Below are 16,590 nucleotides of genomic sequence, written 5' to 3'. Positions count from 1 at the left end.
GCGACTGCCCCTTTGAGCCCCACCCCGCACAGCACCGAACCGCACCTCACACCTCCCCAGCCTCGCGGTTCGCTCGGGGCTCCCTATGGTCGCCCGCATCGCTCACCGCGTCCCTCGCACCGTCGGTTCGCGGCCCTCCGGGCCGCTCACCGGGGCGCGCCGGACCGGTTGGTGTGGTCTCGGCTGTCGGCTTTTATAAGCGCTACCCCGTCTCGCCGCTGTCCTTCCACGCGGAGAAGCCGCCCTCGACGAGCGTCTCGGACTGGCGGTCGATGTACTCGCGCTGGGTGTCGTGGACCGCGGTCTCGAAGTCGTCGCCGGCGTCGAGGCGGGCGCGGACCCGCTCGCGCTTCCAGCTCGCGGGAGTCGTCCGGTTCGCGACGCGCCACCGCAGCGGCGCGAGCCACGAGGCCGCCTCCTCCTCCGGGCAGCCGGCGGTGCGGAGCCCGGCCTCGGCGTGGTCGAGGAGGTCCTCGTACACGGCGTCGGTGTCGACCGTGCAGTCGCCGTCGCCGCGGACCCACTCGATGTCGGCGTCGAGCCCGTCGGCGACGGCGGCGTAGAAGTTGTCGCGGGCGGTCTCCCAGTCGAGGCCGGCCACGGGGTGTTCGCGCTGCGGGAGCGACTCCATCAGCCCGGCGAACGCCGCCTGGAAGGCGATCGAGTCGCGGACGGTGGGCTGGGCCGCGATCGGGCGGAACTCGATCCGGGCGTTCGCGCTCGACCGGCTCGCCCCCTCGAAGACGGGGCGGACCCACCGCCAGTAGCTGGCGTGTTTCGTCCGGAACGTCGCGAACGCGTCGTCGAACCGGTCGGTCCCCTCGGGCTCCGGCATCGGGATGAGCGTCTCGTCGCCGGCGATCCGGTCGATCGCGGTCTCGACGTCGTGCACGTCGCGCGGGAACCGGACCTTGTCCTCGTCGGTCCGCTGGTTGAGCACCGACTCGAACACGTGGATCCGGTTCTCCGCGGCGCCCTCGTCGAGGACGCGCTCCCCGTCCCAGCCGTCGTCGTACAGGTCCGGCGGGAAGAAGGGGGAGTTGACGCCGAGCGCCAGGAGGGGCCCCGCGACCCGCAGCGCGTACCGGAAGTGACGCGGGAGCGTCTCGGCGTGCGCGACCTGGTAGTGCGGCTGGATCGAAGTGATGAGACTCTCCGGCATCACGGTGTCCGCCGCGAGCGACACCCCCGGCGCCTCCAGGGTCGTCGCGCGCTCGTCGCCGTCGCTCGCGTTCGCCATCGCGTGGTACCGGACCGCGTCGCTCATGTTGACCGCGACGGTGACGCCGTCGACGTCGACGCTGTCCGTGAGGTACCCGTGGGCCGTCTCGCCGGTCGGCGGGATGGTCCAGAGCCCGTCGGAGACGAGCCGCATCCCCTCGACGCCCGCGGTGTTCTCGGCCGCCTCCAGCCGCGCGCGCACCTCCGCGAGCTGCGCCCGGAGCCCGTGGTCGGAGAGCGGCTGCGGGCTCGTCGACATCTCGGCGTTGTGGAGCCCGAGCTCCTTCTCGAACCCCATCAGCTCCAGTAGGCGGCGCGGAACGCGCATCAGGGCGTACTCGCCCGCCCGCGACTCCTCGCTCCACCGCCCGTCGGCGACCGCGTAGAACTCGTACTCGAAGCCGACGATCGACTGGTGGTTGTCGAAGGCCCCGTCTCGGAGCTCCTGTTTGACGATCTCCGCCTCCTCCTCGGCGCGCGCGGCGAACTCGTCGGGGTCGACGGCGAGCGCCTCGCGGACGCCGTCTGCGAGGGCGGACTCCGTGCTCATGCGACGGTCGACGTGCCCGGCTGATAAAAAGGGCTACGGCCGATCGGCGGCGTGGGGATCCTCGCCACGATCGGCGGACGCGACGCCGGGCGGTCGACGCGGAGGCCGGCGCGGGGGACCGGGGCGCTTTTGCCCGCCGGTTTCCGACCTCGCCCATGGAGTTCGCCACGTTCGCCGCCCGGGCGGAGCGGATCGCGGCCGAGCCGAGCGACATCGGGACGACGCTCGCGGTCGCCGACCTGCTGGCCGAGACCGGCGGCGAGGACGGGGCGGGCGGGAGTGAGGACGCCGGCGGCGGAGCCGACGACGACCTCGCGACGGTCACCCGCCTCCTGCTCGGGCGCGTCTTCCCGGCGCACGACGCGCGGACGCTCGATGTCGGGCCGACCCTGTGTCGGGAGGCGATCGCCCGCGCCGCGGGCCCGAACGTGACCGCCGCCGACGTCGAGGACCGGCTCGCGTCGGCGGGCGACATCGGCGCGGTCGCCGCCGACGTCGACCTCGGCGGGCAGCGCGGGCTCGCCGCCTTCGGCGACGGCCGTGACGCGCTCACCGTCGCCGAACTGGACGCGGCGCTGCGGGAGCTGGCGGCCGCGTCGGGCGACGGCAGCGAGTCCCGCAAGCTCGACGCGTTGTTCGGCCTCTTCAACCGCTGCGAGCCCGCCGAGGCGAAGTTCCTCGCACGCCTCGTGCTCGGCGAGATGCGGATCGGCGTCGGCGAGGGGACCGTCCGGGACGCGGTCGCCGAGGCGTTCCTGACCGACTCGGAGTTCGAGTCCCCCGAGAGCGACGACGCGGAGCCGACGCTGTACGCCGGCGACGAGGCGGTCGCGGCCGTCGAGCGCGCGCTCCAAGTGACGAACGACTACGGCCGGGTCGCGGTCCTCGCGCGTGACGACGGGCTCGCGGGCCTCCGGGCGGAGGGCCTCGTCGTCGGGCGCCCCGTGCAGGCGATGCTCGCGCAGGCGGGCACCGCGACGGACGCGGTCGAGTCGTTCGGCGAGGTCGCCGTCGAGACGAAGTTCGACGGGGCGCGCGTGCAGGTCCACTACGCACCGGGAGGCGAGGACGGAAACGTGCCCGGGAGCGGGGACGGGGAGGCCGCCGAGAGCCAGGACGGGGAGACCGCCGAGAGCGAGGGTGGCGGCGCCCCCGAGGGCGACGGGCTCGGCCCGCGGCTCTACTCCCGGAACATGGACGACGTGACCGACGCGCTCCCGGAGATCGCCGAGCGCGTCGCGGCCCGCGTCGACGGCCCGGTCATCCTCGACGGCGAGGTCGTCGCGGTCGACGACGGCGGCGACCCCCTTCCGTTCCAAGAGGTGTTACGGCGCTTCCGTCGGAAACACGACGTCGACCGGATGCGCGAGGAGGTGTCGCTCCGGCTCCACGCCTTCGACTGCCTCCACGCCGACGGCGACGACCTCCTCGACGAGCCGCTCCGCGTCCGCCACGAGCGCCTCGTCGACGCGGTCCCGGACGCGGCCGCGACCCTCGACCTCGCGAGCGACGTGGAGTCGATCGAGGCCGCGGAGGCGGCCGCGCTCGACGCGGGCCACGAGGGGGTGATGCTGAAGGACCCCGACGCGCCCTACACCCCGGGCGACCGCGGGCAGGAGTGGCTGAAGCGCAAGCCGGACGTGGAGACGCTCGACGCGGTCGTCGTCGGCGCCGAGTGGGGCGAGGGGCGCCGCGCGGACCTGTTCGGGACGTTCCTGCTCGGGGTGCGGGCGGGAGGAGACGGCGGCGGGGGCGAGACGGACGGCGGAGGAGGCGAGACGGACGGCGAGTTCGCGACGATCGGCAAGGTCGCGACCGGGCTCACCGACGAGGCGCTCGCCGACCTCACCGAGCGGCTGGAGCCCCACGTCGTGAGCGAGGACGGGACCGAGCTCTCGATCCGGCCCGCGGTCGTCTTGGAGGTCGGCTACGAGGAGATCCAGGCGTCGCCGACGTACTCGTCGGGGTACGCGCTGCGGTTCCCCCGGTTCGTCGGCGTCCGGGAGGACAAGTCGGTCGCGGACGCCGACTCGCTGGAGCGAGTCGCGCGGCTCGCGGGCGACTCGGCGTGATCGGCCGAGCCACACGCCGCCGGACCGAGCGCGGCTGGGTCCACGCGAAACTCCTTGGGCCTCGGGCCCGTACTCCCGTCCATGCCAGGCCCCCTCGGGGACGCGACGCGACGGCGGCTGACGGACGCGGCCGCGGCGCGGCTCGCGGACGACGGGTACGCGGTCGCGCACCCGGAGACGCGGGCCGAGCCGCCGGCGGTGGCGACCCGCCGGGACGACGAGGCGCCCGTCGCGGTCGAGCCGCTCACGGCGGACGACGCGACGCCGACGGTGGTCGCCTCGCGGCTCGCACACGCGCTCGACCGCGACCGCCGCGCCTGCTTCGTCGTCGCCGACGACGCGACGGCCGAGCGGGTGCGGTCGCTGCTCGCCGACCCCCCGCTGCTCGCCGACGAGCGAGACGGCCGACGGACGTTCCACGCGGGTCCGGACCGGATCCCCGTCGCGGGCGGCGGGTACGCCTGCGTCCGCTTCGAGGGGCTCGGCGAGCCGACGTTCGCGTGGCGCGAGACCGACACGCCGGTCGGCCCGGTCCCGGCGGGTCCGGAGGTCGACGCCGCCGCGGTCGACGAGGCGGGTCGCCCCGCCGTCCCGCGGCTGGTCTGCGAGGTCGACGGGCGCGTCGTCGCGGTCCTCGCGGGCGTCGAGAGCCTCCGGGAGCCGCCGGCAGAGGCGTTCCCGTACGCGTACAGCCGCCACCCCGACGACAAGCGGTTCCGGGTGCGTCGCGGCGCCGACGGCGCGGTCGTCGAGAGCGCGAGCGGCTTCGCGCCGATGCGCGCCGCGGGCTACGTCCCGATCCCGATGCCGATCGTCCCCGAACACGTGCTCGGCCCGGCGTTCGCGCCCGAGCGGGGCGAGACCGCCGGGAGCGGCGACGCCCTCGATGGCGAACCCGACCTCGACGACGCGTGGGACCTGATCCGCGTCGACGACGGGGGCGAGACGCCCGGCGGCGTCGATCCCGCATAGCCACCCTCAAGGCGCCCGCGCCCGGAGCGTGAGCCATGACGGTCCGCTACGACGGCTTCGCGGTCGAGTGGCTCGGCTACGCGACGGCGCGGCTCGCGCCCGAGGACGGCCCGGTCGCCTACACCGATCCCGGGCGATACGGCGTGCTCGACGACTACTGGGCGCGCGACGGCGACCTCGTCGTCGTCACCCACGACCACCACTACGACCCCGACGGGATCCGGTCGGTCGCGAGCGACGACGCGACGCTCGTGATATACGAGGCGGTCGACCCCGCGGGGATCGACCGCGACGTGGAGCCGATCGGCTCGCTCGCAGACGAGTACGACGTGGTCCGCGTCGACGACGAGGCGCGCGTCGACGTCGACACCCCCGCCGGCGAGGCGACCGTGTGGTCCGTCGCGGCCCACAACGACCCCGAGGGGCCGAACGCCGGCCCGGACGGCTCGGTGACGCACCCGCCCGGGTTCGGCTGCGGGTTCCTGCTCGGCCTCGGCGACCGCACCGTCTTCTGGCCGGGCGACTCGGACGCGCTCGACGCGTTCGCGGAGCTCGACGTCTCGATCTTCCTCGCGAACATCGGCGGGGGCGGCATCGTCTCCGACCGGCGCGCGAGCGCCGAGCTGGCCGAGGCGATGGACCCGGACCTGGTCGTTCCGATCCACTACGACACCTTCGCGCAGTTGGAGGCCGACGGCGAGGCGTTCGCGGGCGACGTGGCCGCCCGGTCGATCCCCGTCGCGCTGGACGCCCCCTCGGCGAATCAGTAGGGGTCGACGCCCGGGAACCGCCTCACGGCCGCCGCGCGATCAGCGCCGCCGCGACCGCGGCGACCAGCGCGGCGACGACGCCGAATCCGGGCGCCTCGTCACCGGTGGTCGCGTCGCCGCCGTCCTCGGTCGCCCCGTCGTCCGTGCCGTCGTCGGCCGTGCCGCCGTCGCTGCCGTCGGTCTCGCCGTCGCTTCCGTCCTCTCCGTCGCTCCCGTCAGTCGCACCGTCCTCCGTCTGGAGCTCCTCGACCGCGGTCGAGAGCGTCGTCGTCGACTCGATCACGCTGCGCGGCGCCGGCTGGTTGAGGTAGTTCACCTCCATCACGACGTAGTTGCCCTCCGCGCCGGCGGTGGTGCTGGCGTACGGCTCCTCCTCCAAGATCGCCGCGTCGGGGGTAGTGACGAGGATCAGCTCGGGGTCGGTCCGGAGGATGACCTCGTCGGAGAGCTGCGGATAGCCGTCGCCCTCCGCGGCCGCGACGTTGTCCACGCCGCCGGCCTCCATGATCGAATTGATGAACGTGTTGTTCGCGGCCACGAATCCGCCGCCGAGCGGGTACAGCGCGTCCGGGCGGTCGAGGCCGGCGGTCCGGTTCTCCGCGGCCGCGACGGCCGCGTTCATCTCCGCGTTCACGTCGGCGGCGGCCTCGCAGTTGCCGACGAGGCGGCCGACGGTCCCGGTCTTCTCCGCGATGGCCTCGATGGAGGTCGCCTCGGGGAAGTGGTACACCGTGAGCCCCTGGTCGCGGAGCGCCTCGACCTGTCCCGCCGACGCGTTCGGGGCGAGCACGAGGTCGGGCTCGGTGGCCACGACGCGCTCGACGCTCACGCCGAGCCCCTCGGCGGAGACGTTCTCCCGCTCGCTCGCCCCGTCGAGGTAGGCGGCGTACTGGGTGACGCCGACGACGCGGTCCCGCTCGCCGAGCTCCCAGAGCGTCTGGGCGGCCGACGGGTTCGTCGTCGTGATCCGCTCCGGCGCCGCGTCGAGCGTCACCGTCGTCCCCGTCGCGTCCGTGACCTCCAGCGGGAACCCGCACGTCTCGCCCGCCTGGTGAACGACCGGCCCGTCGGTCGTGGTCTCGGTCGTCGGCGACGGCGCCGTCGCCGGCTGTGCGCCCGCGGCCGGGCCCGCGACGCCGCCGACGAGGGCGGTCGTCACGAGCAGGGCCGCCGCGATGACGTGTCCGGTTCGCATTGGGTCCACGACGCGCCCCGTCCAATAAGTACTTACCTACTACAACTCCTCTTGCAGAACGAATGAACGCGTGGACGCGGGCGTCCGTCTGGTCGGCGGGGTTAGCGGTCGCGCTCGTCGCCGCGATCGTGGCGAGCGCCGCGATCGGTCCCGTCCGGATACCGCCCGCGGCGGTCGCGAAGGCGGTGTTGAACGCGGTGTCGGTGCCGACCGGGATCGAGACGAGCCCGGCCGGGGCGGGAGCGCTGATGCTGCCGGAGATCGGTCTCGCGTACGCCTCGCCGTTCGCGTATCCGGTCGACGGCGTCCACGCGCAGATCGTCGTCGGCGTCCGGCTCCCCCGGATCCTGATGGCCGCGCTGGTCGGCGCCGCGCTCGCGTCGGCCGGCACGGTGATGCAGGGGTTCTTCCGGAACCCGATGGCGGACCCCTCGATCATCGGCGTCTCCTCCGGCGCGGCGGTCGGCGCCGTCGCCTTCATCGTCTTCCCCGCGGCGCTGTCGGCGACCGTGACGCTCCCCCTGGTCGGCGCGGTCGACCTGGGGCTCTCGCACGGCGCGGGCGTCAGCCTCTCCGCGTTCGCCGGCGCGCTCGCGGCCGCCTTCGGCGTCTACGCGATCGCCACGCGACACGGCCGGACGCCGGTGGCGACCCTGCTGCTCGCGGGCGTCGCGGTCCAGACGTTCCTCGGCGCGGTCATCTCGTACCTCCAGCTGCAGGCCGGCGAGTCGCTCCGACGGGTCGTCGCGTGGCTGATGGGACACCTCTCGGGCGCCTCGTGGAGCGAGGTCGCGGCGACCGCGGTCGTGGTGCCGCCGCTGTTCCTCCTCCTGCTCGCGTACGCGCGAGACCTCAACGTCCTCCTGCTCGGCGAGGAGGAGGCGCGCGGGCTCGGGATCGCGGTCGAGCGCACCAAGCGGATCCTCCTCGCCGCCTCCGCGCTGATCACGGCCGCGGGCGTCGCCTTCGCGGGCGTCATCGGCTTCGTCGGGCTGATCGTCCCGCACATCCTCCGGCTGGTCGTGGGGCCCGACCACCGGGTCCTGTTACCGACCGCGACGCTCGCGGGCGGGTCGTTCCTCGTCGCCGCCGACACGGTCGCCCGCGCCGGGAGCACGGAGCTGCCGGTCGGCATCGTCACCGCCGCGGTCGGCGCGCCCTTCTTCGTCTACCTGCTGATGAACCGGGAGGTGCACGAGCTGTGAGCGCGGGACCGACCGCGGAGGGCGACGGGAGCGGTGGTGAGGGGATCGGCGGCGACGAGCCCCTCGTCGAGGTCGCCGGTCTGACGGTCTCGTTCGGCGACGTGCCGGTCGTCGCCGGCGTCGACCTCCGGGTCGAGCGCGGCGAGCTGGTCGGGCTCGTCGGGCCGAACGGCGCGGGGAAGACGACCGTGCTCCGGGCGATCAAGGGGACCCTGGCGCCCGACTCGGGGAGGGTTCGGATCGACGGGGACCGCGCCGGCGACCTCTCCCCGCGCGAGGCCGGCCGCCGCGTCGCCAGCGTTCCGCAAGAGACGAGCCTCGCGTTCGACTTCCGGGTGCGCCACGTGGTCGAGATGGGGCGGACGCCGCACCTCGGCCGGTTCGACGGCCACGGCGCCGACGACGACCGGGCGGTCGCGAAGGCGATGGACGCCGCGGGCGTCGCGCGCTTCGCCGACCGCTCGATCACCGAGGTCTCGGGCGGGGAGCGCCAGCGCGTCCTGCTCGCGCGGGCGCTGGCGCAGGGGACGCCGGCGCTCCTGTTGGACGAGCCGACCGCGAGCCTCGACGCGAACCACGCGGTGCGCACCCTCGAACTCGTCCGCGACCTCGTCGACGACGGGCGGGGCGCGCTGGCGGCGATCCACGACCTGGACATGGCGGCCCGGTACTGCGACCGGATCGTCGTCCTCGCGAACGGCGGGGTCCACGCGGCCGGCCCGCCCGACGAGGTGCTGACCGCGGACGCGCTCCGGGCCGCGTTCGACGCCGAGGCGTTCGTCGGGCGGAACCCCGCGACAGGGACGCCCGCGGTCACCGCCTTCGACGCGGTCGAGGGGACGGGCGAGGGCGACGCGGACGCCGACGACGCCGACCGGCGACGCCTCCACGTCGTCGGTCGGGGGCGGGCGGCCTCGAGGGTCGTCGCCCGCCTCGCGGCCGCGGGCCACGAGCTCTCGGTCGGGGTGGTCCCCGAGGGCGACGCGGCCGCCGAGACCGCCCGCGACGCCGACGCCGCGCTCGTCACCGCGCCCGCGTTCGAGCCCGTCGACGCGGAGGCCCGCGAGGCGGCAGTGGCGCTCGCGCGCGAGGCCGACGCGACGGTCGCCGTCGGCGGCGGCGCGAACGACGGCGTCGCGACCGGCGGCGTTCCCCCGACCGAGAGCGACCGGGCCGACCCGAACGCGGCGGTCCTCGCGGCGGCCGACCGGCTCGTCGAGGTCGACGCCGACGGCGACGCGGGCGCCCTGCTCGACGCGGTCCGCGACCCCGACGGCGACGCGGGACGCTCGCGTGACGCGTGACGGCAATCGGTTCCGGTATCGGACACGGCCGGTTTCGGAGGGCTCACGGGCCGCGAGGCGAGCGCCTCGCGCGAACCGTCGTCTGCGTCTCCGAGGCGGCGGATCGATCCCTGTGGTCGTCTCGCACGCTCCGTAATTAATTATCATCAAGCATCATAGCTGCAGATAAGTATTCTCCATAGGCATACGTCCTTATCAGTGGGTCCGGTACGAGGTGGTACGATGGAACGAAGACGGTTCCTGCGCGGCACCGGCGCGGCGATCGGCGGCTCGCTGCTCGCCGGCTGCGCCGGGAGCGACGGACGGACTGTGACGGTCGACTACGCCTACTACAACCCGGTCAGCCTCGTGTTGCGCGAGAAGGGGTGGCTGTCGGCGGCGTTCGCGGAGACGGACGTCGACGTCGAGTGGGTGCTGAGCCTCGGCAGCAACCAGGCCAACGAGTACTCGCAGAGCGGACAGGCTGAGGTCGCCTCCACGGCCGGGATCGCGGCGCTGATGGCGCGGTCGAATGGCGTCCCGATCACGACGCCGTACGTCTACTCGGAGCCGGAGTGGACCGCGCTCGTCACGTTCGCGGAGACGGGCGTCGAGTCGGTCGCCGACCTGGAGGGGAAGCGCGTCGCCGCGACGCGCGGCACCGACCCGTACTTCTTCCTGTTGCAGGCGCTCGACGACGCCGGGCTGAGCGAGGAGGACGTCGAGGTCGTCCACCTCCAACACCCCGAGGGGCAGTCGGCGCTGGTGGGGGGCGACGTGGACGCGTGGGCCGGGCTCGACCCCCACATGGCCGAGCTGGAGCTGGAGCACGACGGCGCGGAGCTGTTCTTCCGCGAGCCCGCGTACAACACCTACGGCTTCCTCAACTTCCTCGACGGCTTCCTCGCGGACCATCCCGAGGACGCCCGACGGGTGCTCGAAACCTACGAGCGCGGCCGCGAGTGGGCGATCGACAACCCGACCGAGACCGCGGGGATCCTCGCGAGCGAGTCGGAGATGTCGCAGGCGGTGGCCGAGCGCGTGTTCACGCGCCGCACCGACCTCTCCGAGCCGCTTCCCGGGGAGTCCCACGGCGAACTGCTCTCCGACCTCGCGCCGATCCTGGAGCGCGAGGGGCTCGTCACCGACGACGCCGACCCCGCGGGGAGCGTCGACGACCTGCTCGACCCGGAGTTCGCGGCCGAAGTCGTCGGCGACGCCGGGAACGGGGGCGAGTGAGATGGCGACGACGCGCGAGGCGGAGCGCACGGGGATCGAGACCGCCGCCGGCGTCCTCCCCGACGCCGACCGGTTCCGGTGGCTGCTCGGCTTCGTCGTGCCCGCGGCGATCGTCGTCGCCTGGCACCTGCTGGTCGCGACGGGCGTCTTCGCCGCCCACCAGCTCCCGACGCCGCTGCGGGTGGTCGAGACCCTCTACGGGCTCGGCGCCTCCGGCGAGCTCTGGGGACACGTCGCGATCACGGTCCGGCGCGTGTTCCTCGGCGCCCTCCTCGGGACGGGCGTCGGAATCGCCCTCGGCACGCTCACCGGGTTGTACGGCCTCGCCGACGACCTGCTCGACCCCCTGCTCCAGAGCCTGAAGAACATCCCCTCGCTGGCGTGGGTGCCCCTGTTCCTGCTGTGGTTCGGGATCGGCGAGGGCGCGAAGGTGCTGCTGATCGCCGTCGGCGCCTTTTTCCCCGTCTACCTCAACCTCTCGGCGGGGATCGGGAACGTGAGCGAGGACCTGCTGGAGGTCGCCGAGGTGTACGACCTCGGTCGGGTCGAGTCGCTCCGGCGGGTGGTGTTCCCCGCGGCGGTGCCGAGCCTGCTCGTCGGGATCCGCGGCGGCGTCGGGCTGGCGTGGATGTTCGTCGTGGCCGCGGAGCTGATCGCGGCCAGCGAGGGGATCGGGTTCCTGCTGAGCGACGGCCGCGTGCTCGCGCGCCCTGACGTCATCGTCGGCTCGATCCTGCTGTTCGCGTTCTTCGGGAACCTCTCGGACCTGGCGGTCAAGGAGGTGAAAGACCGTGTCGTCGTTCGGTAAGGGCGTGCTCGCGGACGAGGACGTCGACACGGACGGCGGTGACGCCGCGGCGACCGTGGACGCGGCCGAGACGGGACGAGGCCCCGACTCGACGGCGGACCCGACCCTCGCCGTCCGCGGCCTCACCGTGCGCTACGGCGAGACGGTCGCGCTCGACGGCGTCGACCTCGCGGTCGGCGACGGGGAGTTCGTCGCGGTGGTCGGCCCGTCCGGCTGCGGGAAGTCGACGCTGCTGCGCGTGCTCTCCGGGCTGGAGGGGCGGTTCGAGGGCGACGCGACGGTCGACGGGACCGACGTGCGCGAGGGCGGCAGCGACGACGTCGGGATGGTGTTCCAGGAGCCGCGGCTGCTCGCGTGGGGCGACGTGCGGGAGAACGTCGCGATCGGGCTCCCGGCCGACGTCGACCGCGACGACCCCGCCGCACGCGACCGCGTCGACGACCTGATCGAGACGGTCGGGCTCGACGGCTTCGAGGAGAGCCGCCCGGACGAGCTCTCCGGCGGGATGGCCCAGCGCGTCTCGCTGGCGCGCGGGCTCGCCTACGACCCGGCGGTGCTGCTCCTCGACGAGCCGTTCTCCGCGCTCGACCGGCTGACGAAACACGAGCAGCAGGACCACCTGCTCGACGTGTGGGCGGACCGGGGGACGACGGTCGCGCTGGTGACGCACGACGTCGAGGAGGCCGCGTACCTCGCGGACCGCGTCGTCGTCCTCGGCGGGCGGCCCGGGACGGTCGAGACGGTGGTCGACGTCGACGCCGACCGCCCCCGCGACCGGACCGACGAGGCGCTGCTGGCGGCGCGCCGCGAGATCACCGACGCGCTCGGGCTCTGAGCCGGGCGAAACGCGACGCCGTCCGTCCGGACCGAGGCTTCGCGACGGTGCGCCCGGACGCGGCCGAAACGAAACGAACGTCGATCGAGCGTATGACCCGGGTTCCGAAACCGCATCTCCGATCGTGTACCGTCAGGGGATAAGGAGGGTACGGAACCGGTACGTCGCTTGCGTCGGGCGGTTTCTCGACGGCGCCGATCCGCGCGTCGCCGTCGGCGGAGCGCCGTTCTTGCGAGCGGCACAAGCGTTAAGTTCTCGACCGTCCTGTCGTCAGTCGATGACAGACATCACGGAGGCTTCGTCGGACACCCCGGCGGATCGAGTTCTTCCAGGGCACGATAGCTTCTAACATCGAAATCGGTCCTGTACGGATCTTCGACACGACGTTACGAGACGGAGAACAGTCACCACGTACTTCGTTCAGCTACGACGAGAAACGCCGCATAGCGGCGACGCTGGACGACATGAACACCCACGTCATCGAGGCGGGGTTCCCGGTCAACTCGGACGCGGAGTTCGAGGCCGTGAGCGACATCGCCGCCGCGACGGACACCACCGTCTGCGGGCTGGCGCGGGTCGTCGAGGGCGACATCGACGCCGCCATCGACTCCGGCGTCGAGATGGTCCACGTGTTCGTCTCCACCAGCGACGTGCAGCTGGAGGACTCGATGCACGCGACCCGCGCGGAGGCGAAGGAGCGCGCGATCGACGCCGTCGAGCAGGTGAAAGACGCCGGCGTCGAGTGCATGTTCTCGCCGATGGACGCCACCCGGACCGACCCCGACTACCTGACGGAGATCGTCGAGGCGGTCTCGGACGCCGGCACGGACTGGATCAACATCCCGGACACGTGCGGCGTGGCGATGCCGACGAGCTTCGGGAAGACGGTGAAGGCCGTCGTCGAGGCGACCGACGCCCGCGTCGACGTGCACACCCACGACGACTTCGGGATGGCCGCGGCCAACGCCGTCACCGGCTTCGAGAACGGCGCGGAGCAGGCGCAGGTGTCGGTCAACGGGATCGGCGAGCGCGCCGGCAACGCCGCCTACGAGGAGGTCGTGATGGCCGTCGAGTCGGTGTACGGCGTCGACACCGGGATCGACACGACCCAGATCACCAAGCTGGCCCGGATCGTCGAGGAGGCCTCGGACATCCCCGTGCCCGCGAACAAGCCCGTCACCGGGCGGAACGCGTTCGCGCACGAGTCGGGCATCCACGCCGCCGGCGTCATCGAGAACGCCGACACGTTCGAGACCGGCGTGATGACCCCGGAGATGGTGGGCGCCGAGCGCGAGTTCGTGCTCGGGAAACACACCGGGACCCACAGCGTGCGCAAGCACCTCGTGGAGGCCGGTTTCGACCCGACCGACGGCGAGGTCCGGCGCATCACCAAGCGCGTCAAGGAGTACGGCGCCGGCAAGCGGCAGGTGACCGCCGGGGACGTCGAGCGCTTCGCCGAGGAGGCGGGCGTCGACCGCGAGGAGGAGGTCCGGGTCTGATGGCCGCCCCCCCGACCGGGGAGCCCGCCGAGCGACCGCCGGGCGCGTCGGCGGGGGCTCCCGCGAGTCCGCCCGCGGCGGCGCGGACCGGAGCCGCGGACCGGTTCGAGGTCGCGAGCCGACCGGCCGGGGCGGCGCCCCGACAGGGATTTATACCTCGGCTCCGTTGGTCAGGGCGAGATGCGACGGCACGCCGCGACCCCGACGACAGCCGACGTCGCCGGAGCCGTCGCGCCGATCATCGTAGGGGTCTGATCCCCTACAACACCCTTTCCTCACCGACTCGACGCACCGACGAACGCCCGCGGGCGAACCGCCGTCCGCCCGCGCGCCCGGCGTTCGGACCGAAATCCCACGCGCGAGAGACCCACCACCGAACACCACCACGACAATGAGCGACACAGCAGCACACCCACGAGAGGACGACCCCGAGGGCTCCGAGGAGCCGCCGGCGGGAGCCGACGAGACGCCCGACGCCGAGCCCGACGACGCCGCCGCCAGGGGGGCGGTCTCGACCGGCGCGGAGTCGGTCGTCGCCGCCCTCGAAGCGGCCGGCGCGGAGACCGCTTTCGGCGTTCAGGGCGGCGCGATCATGCCCGTCTACGACGCGCTGTACAGTTCGTCGATCGACCACGTCACGATGGCCCACGAGCAGGGCGCCGCCCACGCGGCCGACGCGTACGGCGTCGTCTCCGGGGAGCCGGGGCTCTGCCTGGCGACCTCGGGCCCCGGCGCGACGAACCTCGTCACCGGGATCGCCGACGCCGACATGGACTCGGACTCGATGCTCGCGCTGACCGGCCAAGTGCCGACCGAGTTCGTCGGCAACGACGCGTTCCAGGAGACCGACACCATCGGGGTCACCCGCCCGATCACGAAGCACAACTACTTCGCGAGCGGCGCGGACACCGTCGGCGACACGGTCGGCGAGGCGTTCGAGCTGTCGCGGGCGGGCCGCCCGGGGCCGACGCTCGTCGACCTCCCGAAGGACGTCACGCAGGACGAGACCGACGAGACGCCGGGGCCGGCGGCGCCGCCGGCCGGGACCGACCCCGACCCGAGCGCCGACGCCGACGCGGTCGAGGCGGCCGCCCGGACCATCGAGGCGGCCGATCGCCCGCTCTGCCTGTTCGGCGGCGGCGTGATCAAGGCCGAAGCGAGCGACGCCGCGCGGACGTTCGCGCGGACGTACGGGATCCCCGTGACGACAACGATGCCGGGGATCGGCTCGTTCCCCGAGGACGACGAGCTCAGCCTCTCGTGGGCCGGGATGCACGGCACCGGCTACGCGAACATGGCGATCACCCACACCGACTGCCTGATCGCGGTCGGAACCCGGTTCGACGACCGGCTCACGGGCGGGATCGACACGTTCGCGCCGGAGGCCGAGGTCGTCCACGTCGACATCGACCCGGCCGAGATCAGCAAGAACGTCCACGCCGACCACCCCCTGATCGGGGACGCGGGACGGGTCCTCGACCAGCTCACCGCGGCGGTCCGCGAGGCGCCCGACGCCGAGGCGTGGCGCGAGCGCTGCGCCGACTGGAAGGAGACGTACCCGCTCACGTACGCGACGCCCGAGGACGAGCCGCTGAAGCCGCAGTTCGTCGTCGAGGCGTTCGACGAGGCGACCGACGACGACACCATCGTGACGACGGGCGTCGGGCAACACCAGATGTGGGCCTCCCAGTTCTGGACGTACACGGAGCCCCGGACGTGGGTCTCCTCGCACGGGCTGGGGACGATGGGGTACGGCGTCCCGGCCGCGGTCGGCGCGCGCGTCGCCGCGAACAACATGGGCGAGGCGGACCGCGACGTGGTCTGTTTCGACGGCGACGGCTCCTTTTTGATGACGATGCAGGAGCTCTCCGTGGCGGTCCGCGAGGACCTCGACGTCACGATCGCCGTGCTCAACAACGAGTACATCGGCATGGTGCGCCAGTGGCAGGACGCCTTCTACGAGGGGCGCCACATGGCCTCCGACTACACGTGGATGCCCGAGTTCGACAAGCTCGCGGAGGCGTTCGGCGCCCTCGGCCTCCGCGTCGACGACTACGACGAGGTCGCGCCCGCGGTCGAGGAGGCGCTCGACTACGACGGGCCCGCGGTCGTCGACTTCCACGTCGACCCCGAGGAGAACGTCCTGCCGATGGTGCCGAGCGGCGGCGCGAACGGGAAGTTCGCGGCCGCGGAGGACCAGCTATGAGCGGCGACGCGCCCGACTCCCGACCGGCGACCGACGGCGGCTCCGCCTCGGACTCCGGCGTGCCGGAGCCCGACTCGCGGCCCGCGCCGGGCGAGCAGCCCGGCCCCGAGGAGCGGGACCACCCGGAGGGCCGCCGGAACCTCGAAGGGATCCGGATCGACCCCGTCGTCGAGGCGGAACACGAGCCGCGGCGCGCCGTCATCTCGGCGCTCGTGGAGGACGAACCGGGCGTGCTCGCGCGCGTCTCCGGGCTCGTCTCGCGCCGCCAGTTCAACATCGAGAGCCTCACCGTCGGGCCGACGACCGTGGAGGGCCACTCGCGGATCACGATGGTCGTCGAGGAGACGGACCCCGGTATCGACCAGATCGAGAAGCAGATGGCGAAGCTGAAGCCGGTGATCTCGGTCGGCGAGGTGTCCGGGAATGCGGTGACCGCCGAACTCGTCCTGCTGAAGGTCGAGGCCGACGACCCCGCGGCGGTCCACGCCGTGGCCGAGATGTACGACGGCCGGACGCTCGACGCCGGGCCGCGGACGATCACCGTCCAGCTCACCGGCGACGAGGCGCGGATCGACGACGCGCTCGACGCGTTCGGCCAGTTCGGGATCATCGAGATCGCCCGGACGGGCCAGACGGCGCTCGCGCGCGGCGACACGCCGACGGCGCCCGGAGAGAAACCCGGAACGGCCGGCGAACCGACCACCCACGACGACTGACACGCGGACCCACACGATA

General features: G+C 73.4%; 13 protein-coding genes. 11 read left to right on the top strand and 2 right to left on the bottom strand.

Annotated elements, in window-relative coordinates; translation table 11 throughout:
* Nucleotides 1–202: 202 nt before the first annotated feature.
* Nucleotides 203–1,771, bottom strand: a complete 1,569-nt coding sequence (locus tag ACFQMF_RS05760) for a glutamate-cysteine ligase family protein (protein ID WP_256408512.1) — start codon at nucleotides 1,769–1,771, stop codon at nucleotides 203–205.
* 155 nt (nucleotides 1,772–1,926) lie between these two features.
* Here ACFQMF_RS05760 and ACFQMF_RS05755 point away from each other — a divergent pair, with 155 nt between their 5' ends.
* The 3 genes from ACFQMF_RS05755 (at nucleotide 1,927) to ACFQMF_RS05745 (ending at nucleotide 5,585) form a co-directional block, all read left to right on the top strand.
* Nucleotides 1,927–3,843 carry an ATP-dependent DNA ligase gene (locus ACFQMF_RS05755; RefSeq protein ID WP_256408513.1) on the top strand — a complete coding sequence of 639 codons (1,917 nt, stop codon included), beginning with the start codon at nucleotides 1,927–1,929 and terminating at the stop codon, nucleotides 3,841–3,843.
* A gap of 81 nt (nucleotides 3,844–3,924) precedes the next feature.
* Nucleotides 3,925–4,815, top strand: a complete 891-nt coding sequence (locus tag ACFQMF_RS05750; protein ID WP_256408514.1) for a hypothetical protein — start codon at nucleotides 3,925–3,927, stop codon at nucleotides 4,813–4,815.
* A gap of 35 nt (nucleotides 4,816–4,850) precedes the next feature.
* Nucleotides 4,851–5,585 (top strand): MBL fold metallo-hydrolase, encoded by a 735-nt coding sequence (locus ACFQMF_RS05745; RefSeq protein WP_256408515.1) that lies wholly within the window; start codon nucleotides 4,851–4,853, stop codon nucleotides 5,583–5,585.
* A gap of 22 nt (nucleotides 5,586–5,607) precedes the next feature.
* Here ACFQMF_RS05745 and ACFQMF_RS05740 read toward each other — a convergent pair whose 3' ends face one another.
* A complete protein-coding gene (locus ACFQMF_RS05740) occupies nucleotides 5,608–6,780 on the bottom strand; it encodes a PGF-CTERM-anchored ABC transporter substrate-binding protein (RefSeq protein WP_256408516.1) in 1,173 nt (390 codons plus the stop codon).
* Nucleotides 6,781–6,842: 62 nt separating this feature from the next.
* On the opposite strand from ACFQMF_RS05740, the gene btuC reads away from it, so the two are divergent.
* From btuC to ilvN, 8 genes are all read left to right on the top strand, one after another.
* Entirely contained in the window at nucleotides 6,843–7,985 is a 1,143-nt protein-coding gene (btuC, locus tag ACFQMF_RS05735) for a vitamin B12 ABC transporter permease BtuC (RefSeq protein WP_256408518.1), read from the top strand.
* Nucleotides 7,982–9,289 carry an ATP-binding cassette domain-containing protein gene (locus ACFQMF_RS05730; RefSeq protein ID WP_256408520.1) on the top strand — a complete coding sequence of 436 codons (1,308 nt, stop codon included), beginning with the start codon at nucleotides 7,982–7,984 and terminating at the stop codon, nucleotides 9,287–9,289. Before btuC ends, ACFQMF_RS05730 begins: the two co-directional genes overlap by 4 nt.
* A 222-nt stretch (nucleotides 9,290–9,511) precedes the next feature.
* A complete protein-coding gene (locus ACFQMF_RS05725; protein WP_256408521.1) occupies nucleotides 9,512–10,507 on the top strand; it encodes a substrate-binding domain-containing protein in 996 nt (331 codons plus the stop codon).
* A 1-nt stretch (nucleotide 10,508) separates the two neighbouring features.
* Nucleotides 10,509–11,315, top strand: a complete 807-nt coding sequence (locus ACFQMF_RS05720) for an ABC transporter permease (protein ID WP_256408522.1) — start codon at nucleotides 10,509–10,511, stop codon at nucleotides 11,313–11,315.
* A gap of 55 nt (nucleotides 11,316–11,370) precedes the next feature.
* Nucleotides 11,371–12,150, top strand: coding sequence for an ABC transporter ATP-binding protein (locus ACFQMF_RS05715; RefSeq protein ID WP_256408903.1), 780 nt, complete (start codon nucleotides 11,371–11,373; stop codon nucleotides 12,148–12,150).
* 317 nt (nucleotides 12,151–12,467) lie between these two features.
* A complete protein-coding gene (locus ACFQMF_RS05710) occupies nucleotides 12,468–13,649 on the top strand; it encodes a LeuA family protein (RefSeq protein ID WP_425492666.1) in 1,182 nt (393 codons plus the stop codon).
* A gap of 391 nt (nucleotides 13,650–14,040) precedes the next feature.
* Complete coding sequence (ilvB, locus tag ACFQMF_RS05705) at nucleotides 14,041–15,855, top strand: biosynthetic-type acetolactate synthase large subunit (RefSeq protein WP_256408523.1); 1,815 nt, start codon at nucleotides 14,041–14,043, stop codon at nucleotides 15,853–15,855.
* Entirely contained in the window at nucleotides 15,852–16,571 is a 720-nt protein-coding gene (gene ilvN, locus ACFQMF_RS05700) for an acetolactate synthase small subunit (protein WP_256408524.1), read from the top strand. The genes ilvB and ilvN overlap by 4 nt, the downstream gene beginning before the upstream one ends.
* The last annotated feature ends 19 nt before the right edge of the window (nucleotides 16,572–16,590 follow it).

The organism is Halorubrum rutilum, from assembly GCF_042665015.1.
Taxonomy (GTDB): domain Archaea; phylum Halobacteriota; class Halobacteria; order Halobacteriales; family Haloferacaceae; genus Halorubrum; species Halorubrum rutilum.
This window is presented reverse-complemented; position numbering and strand designations above follow the sequence as displayed.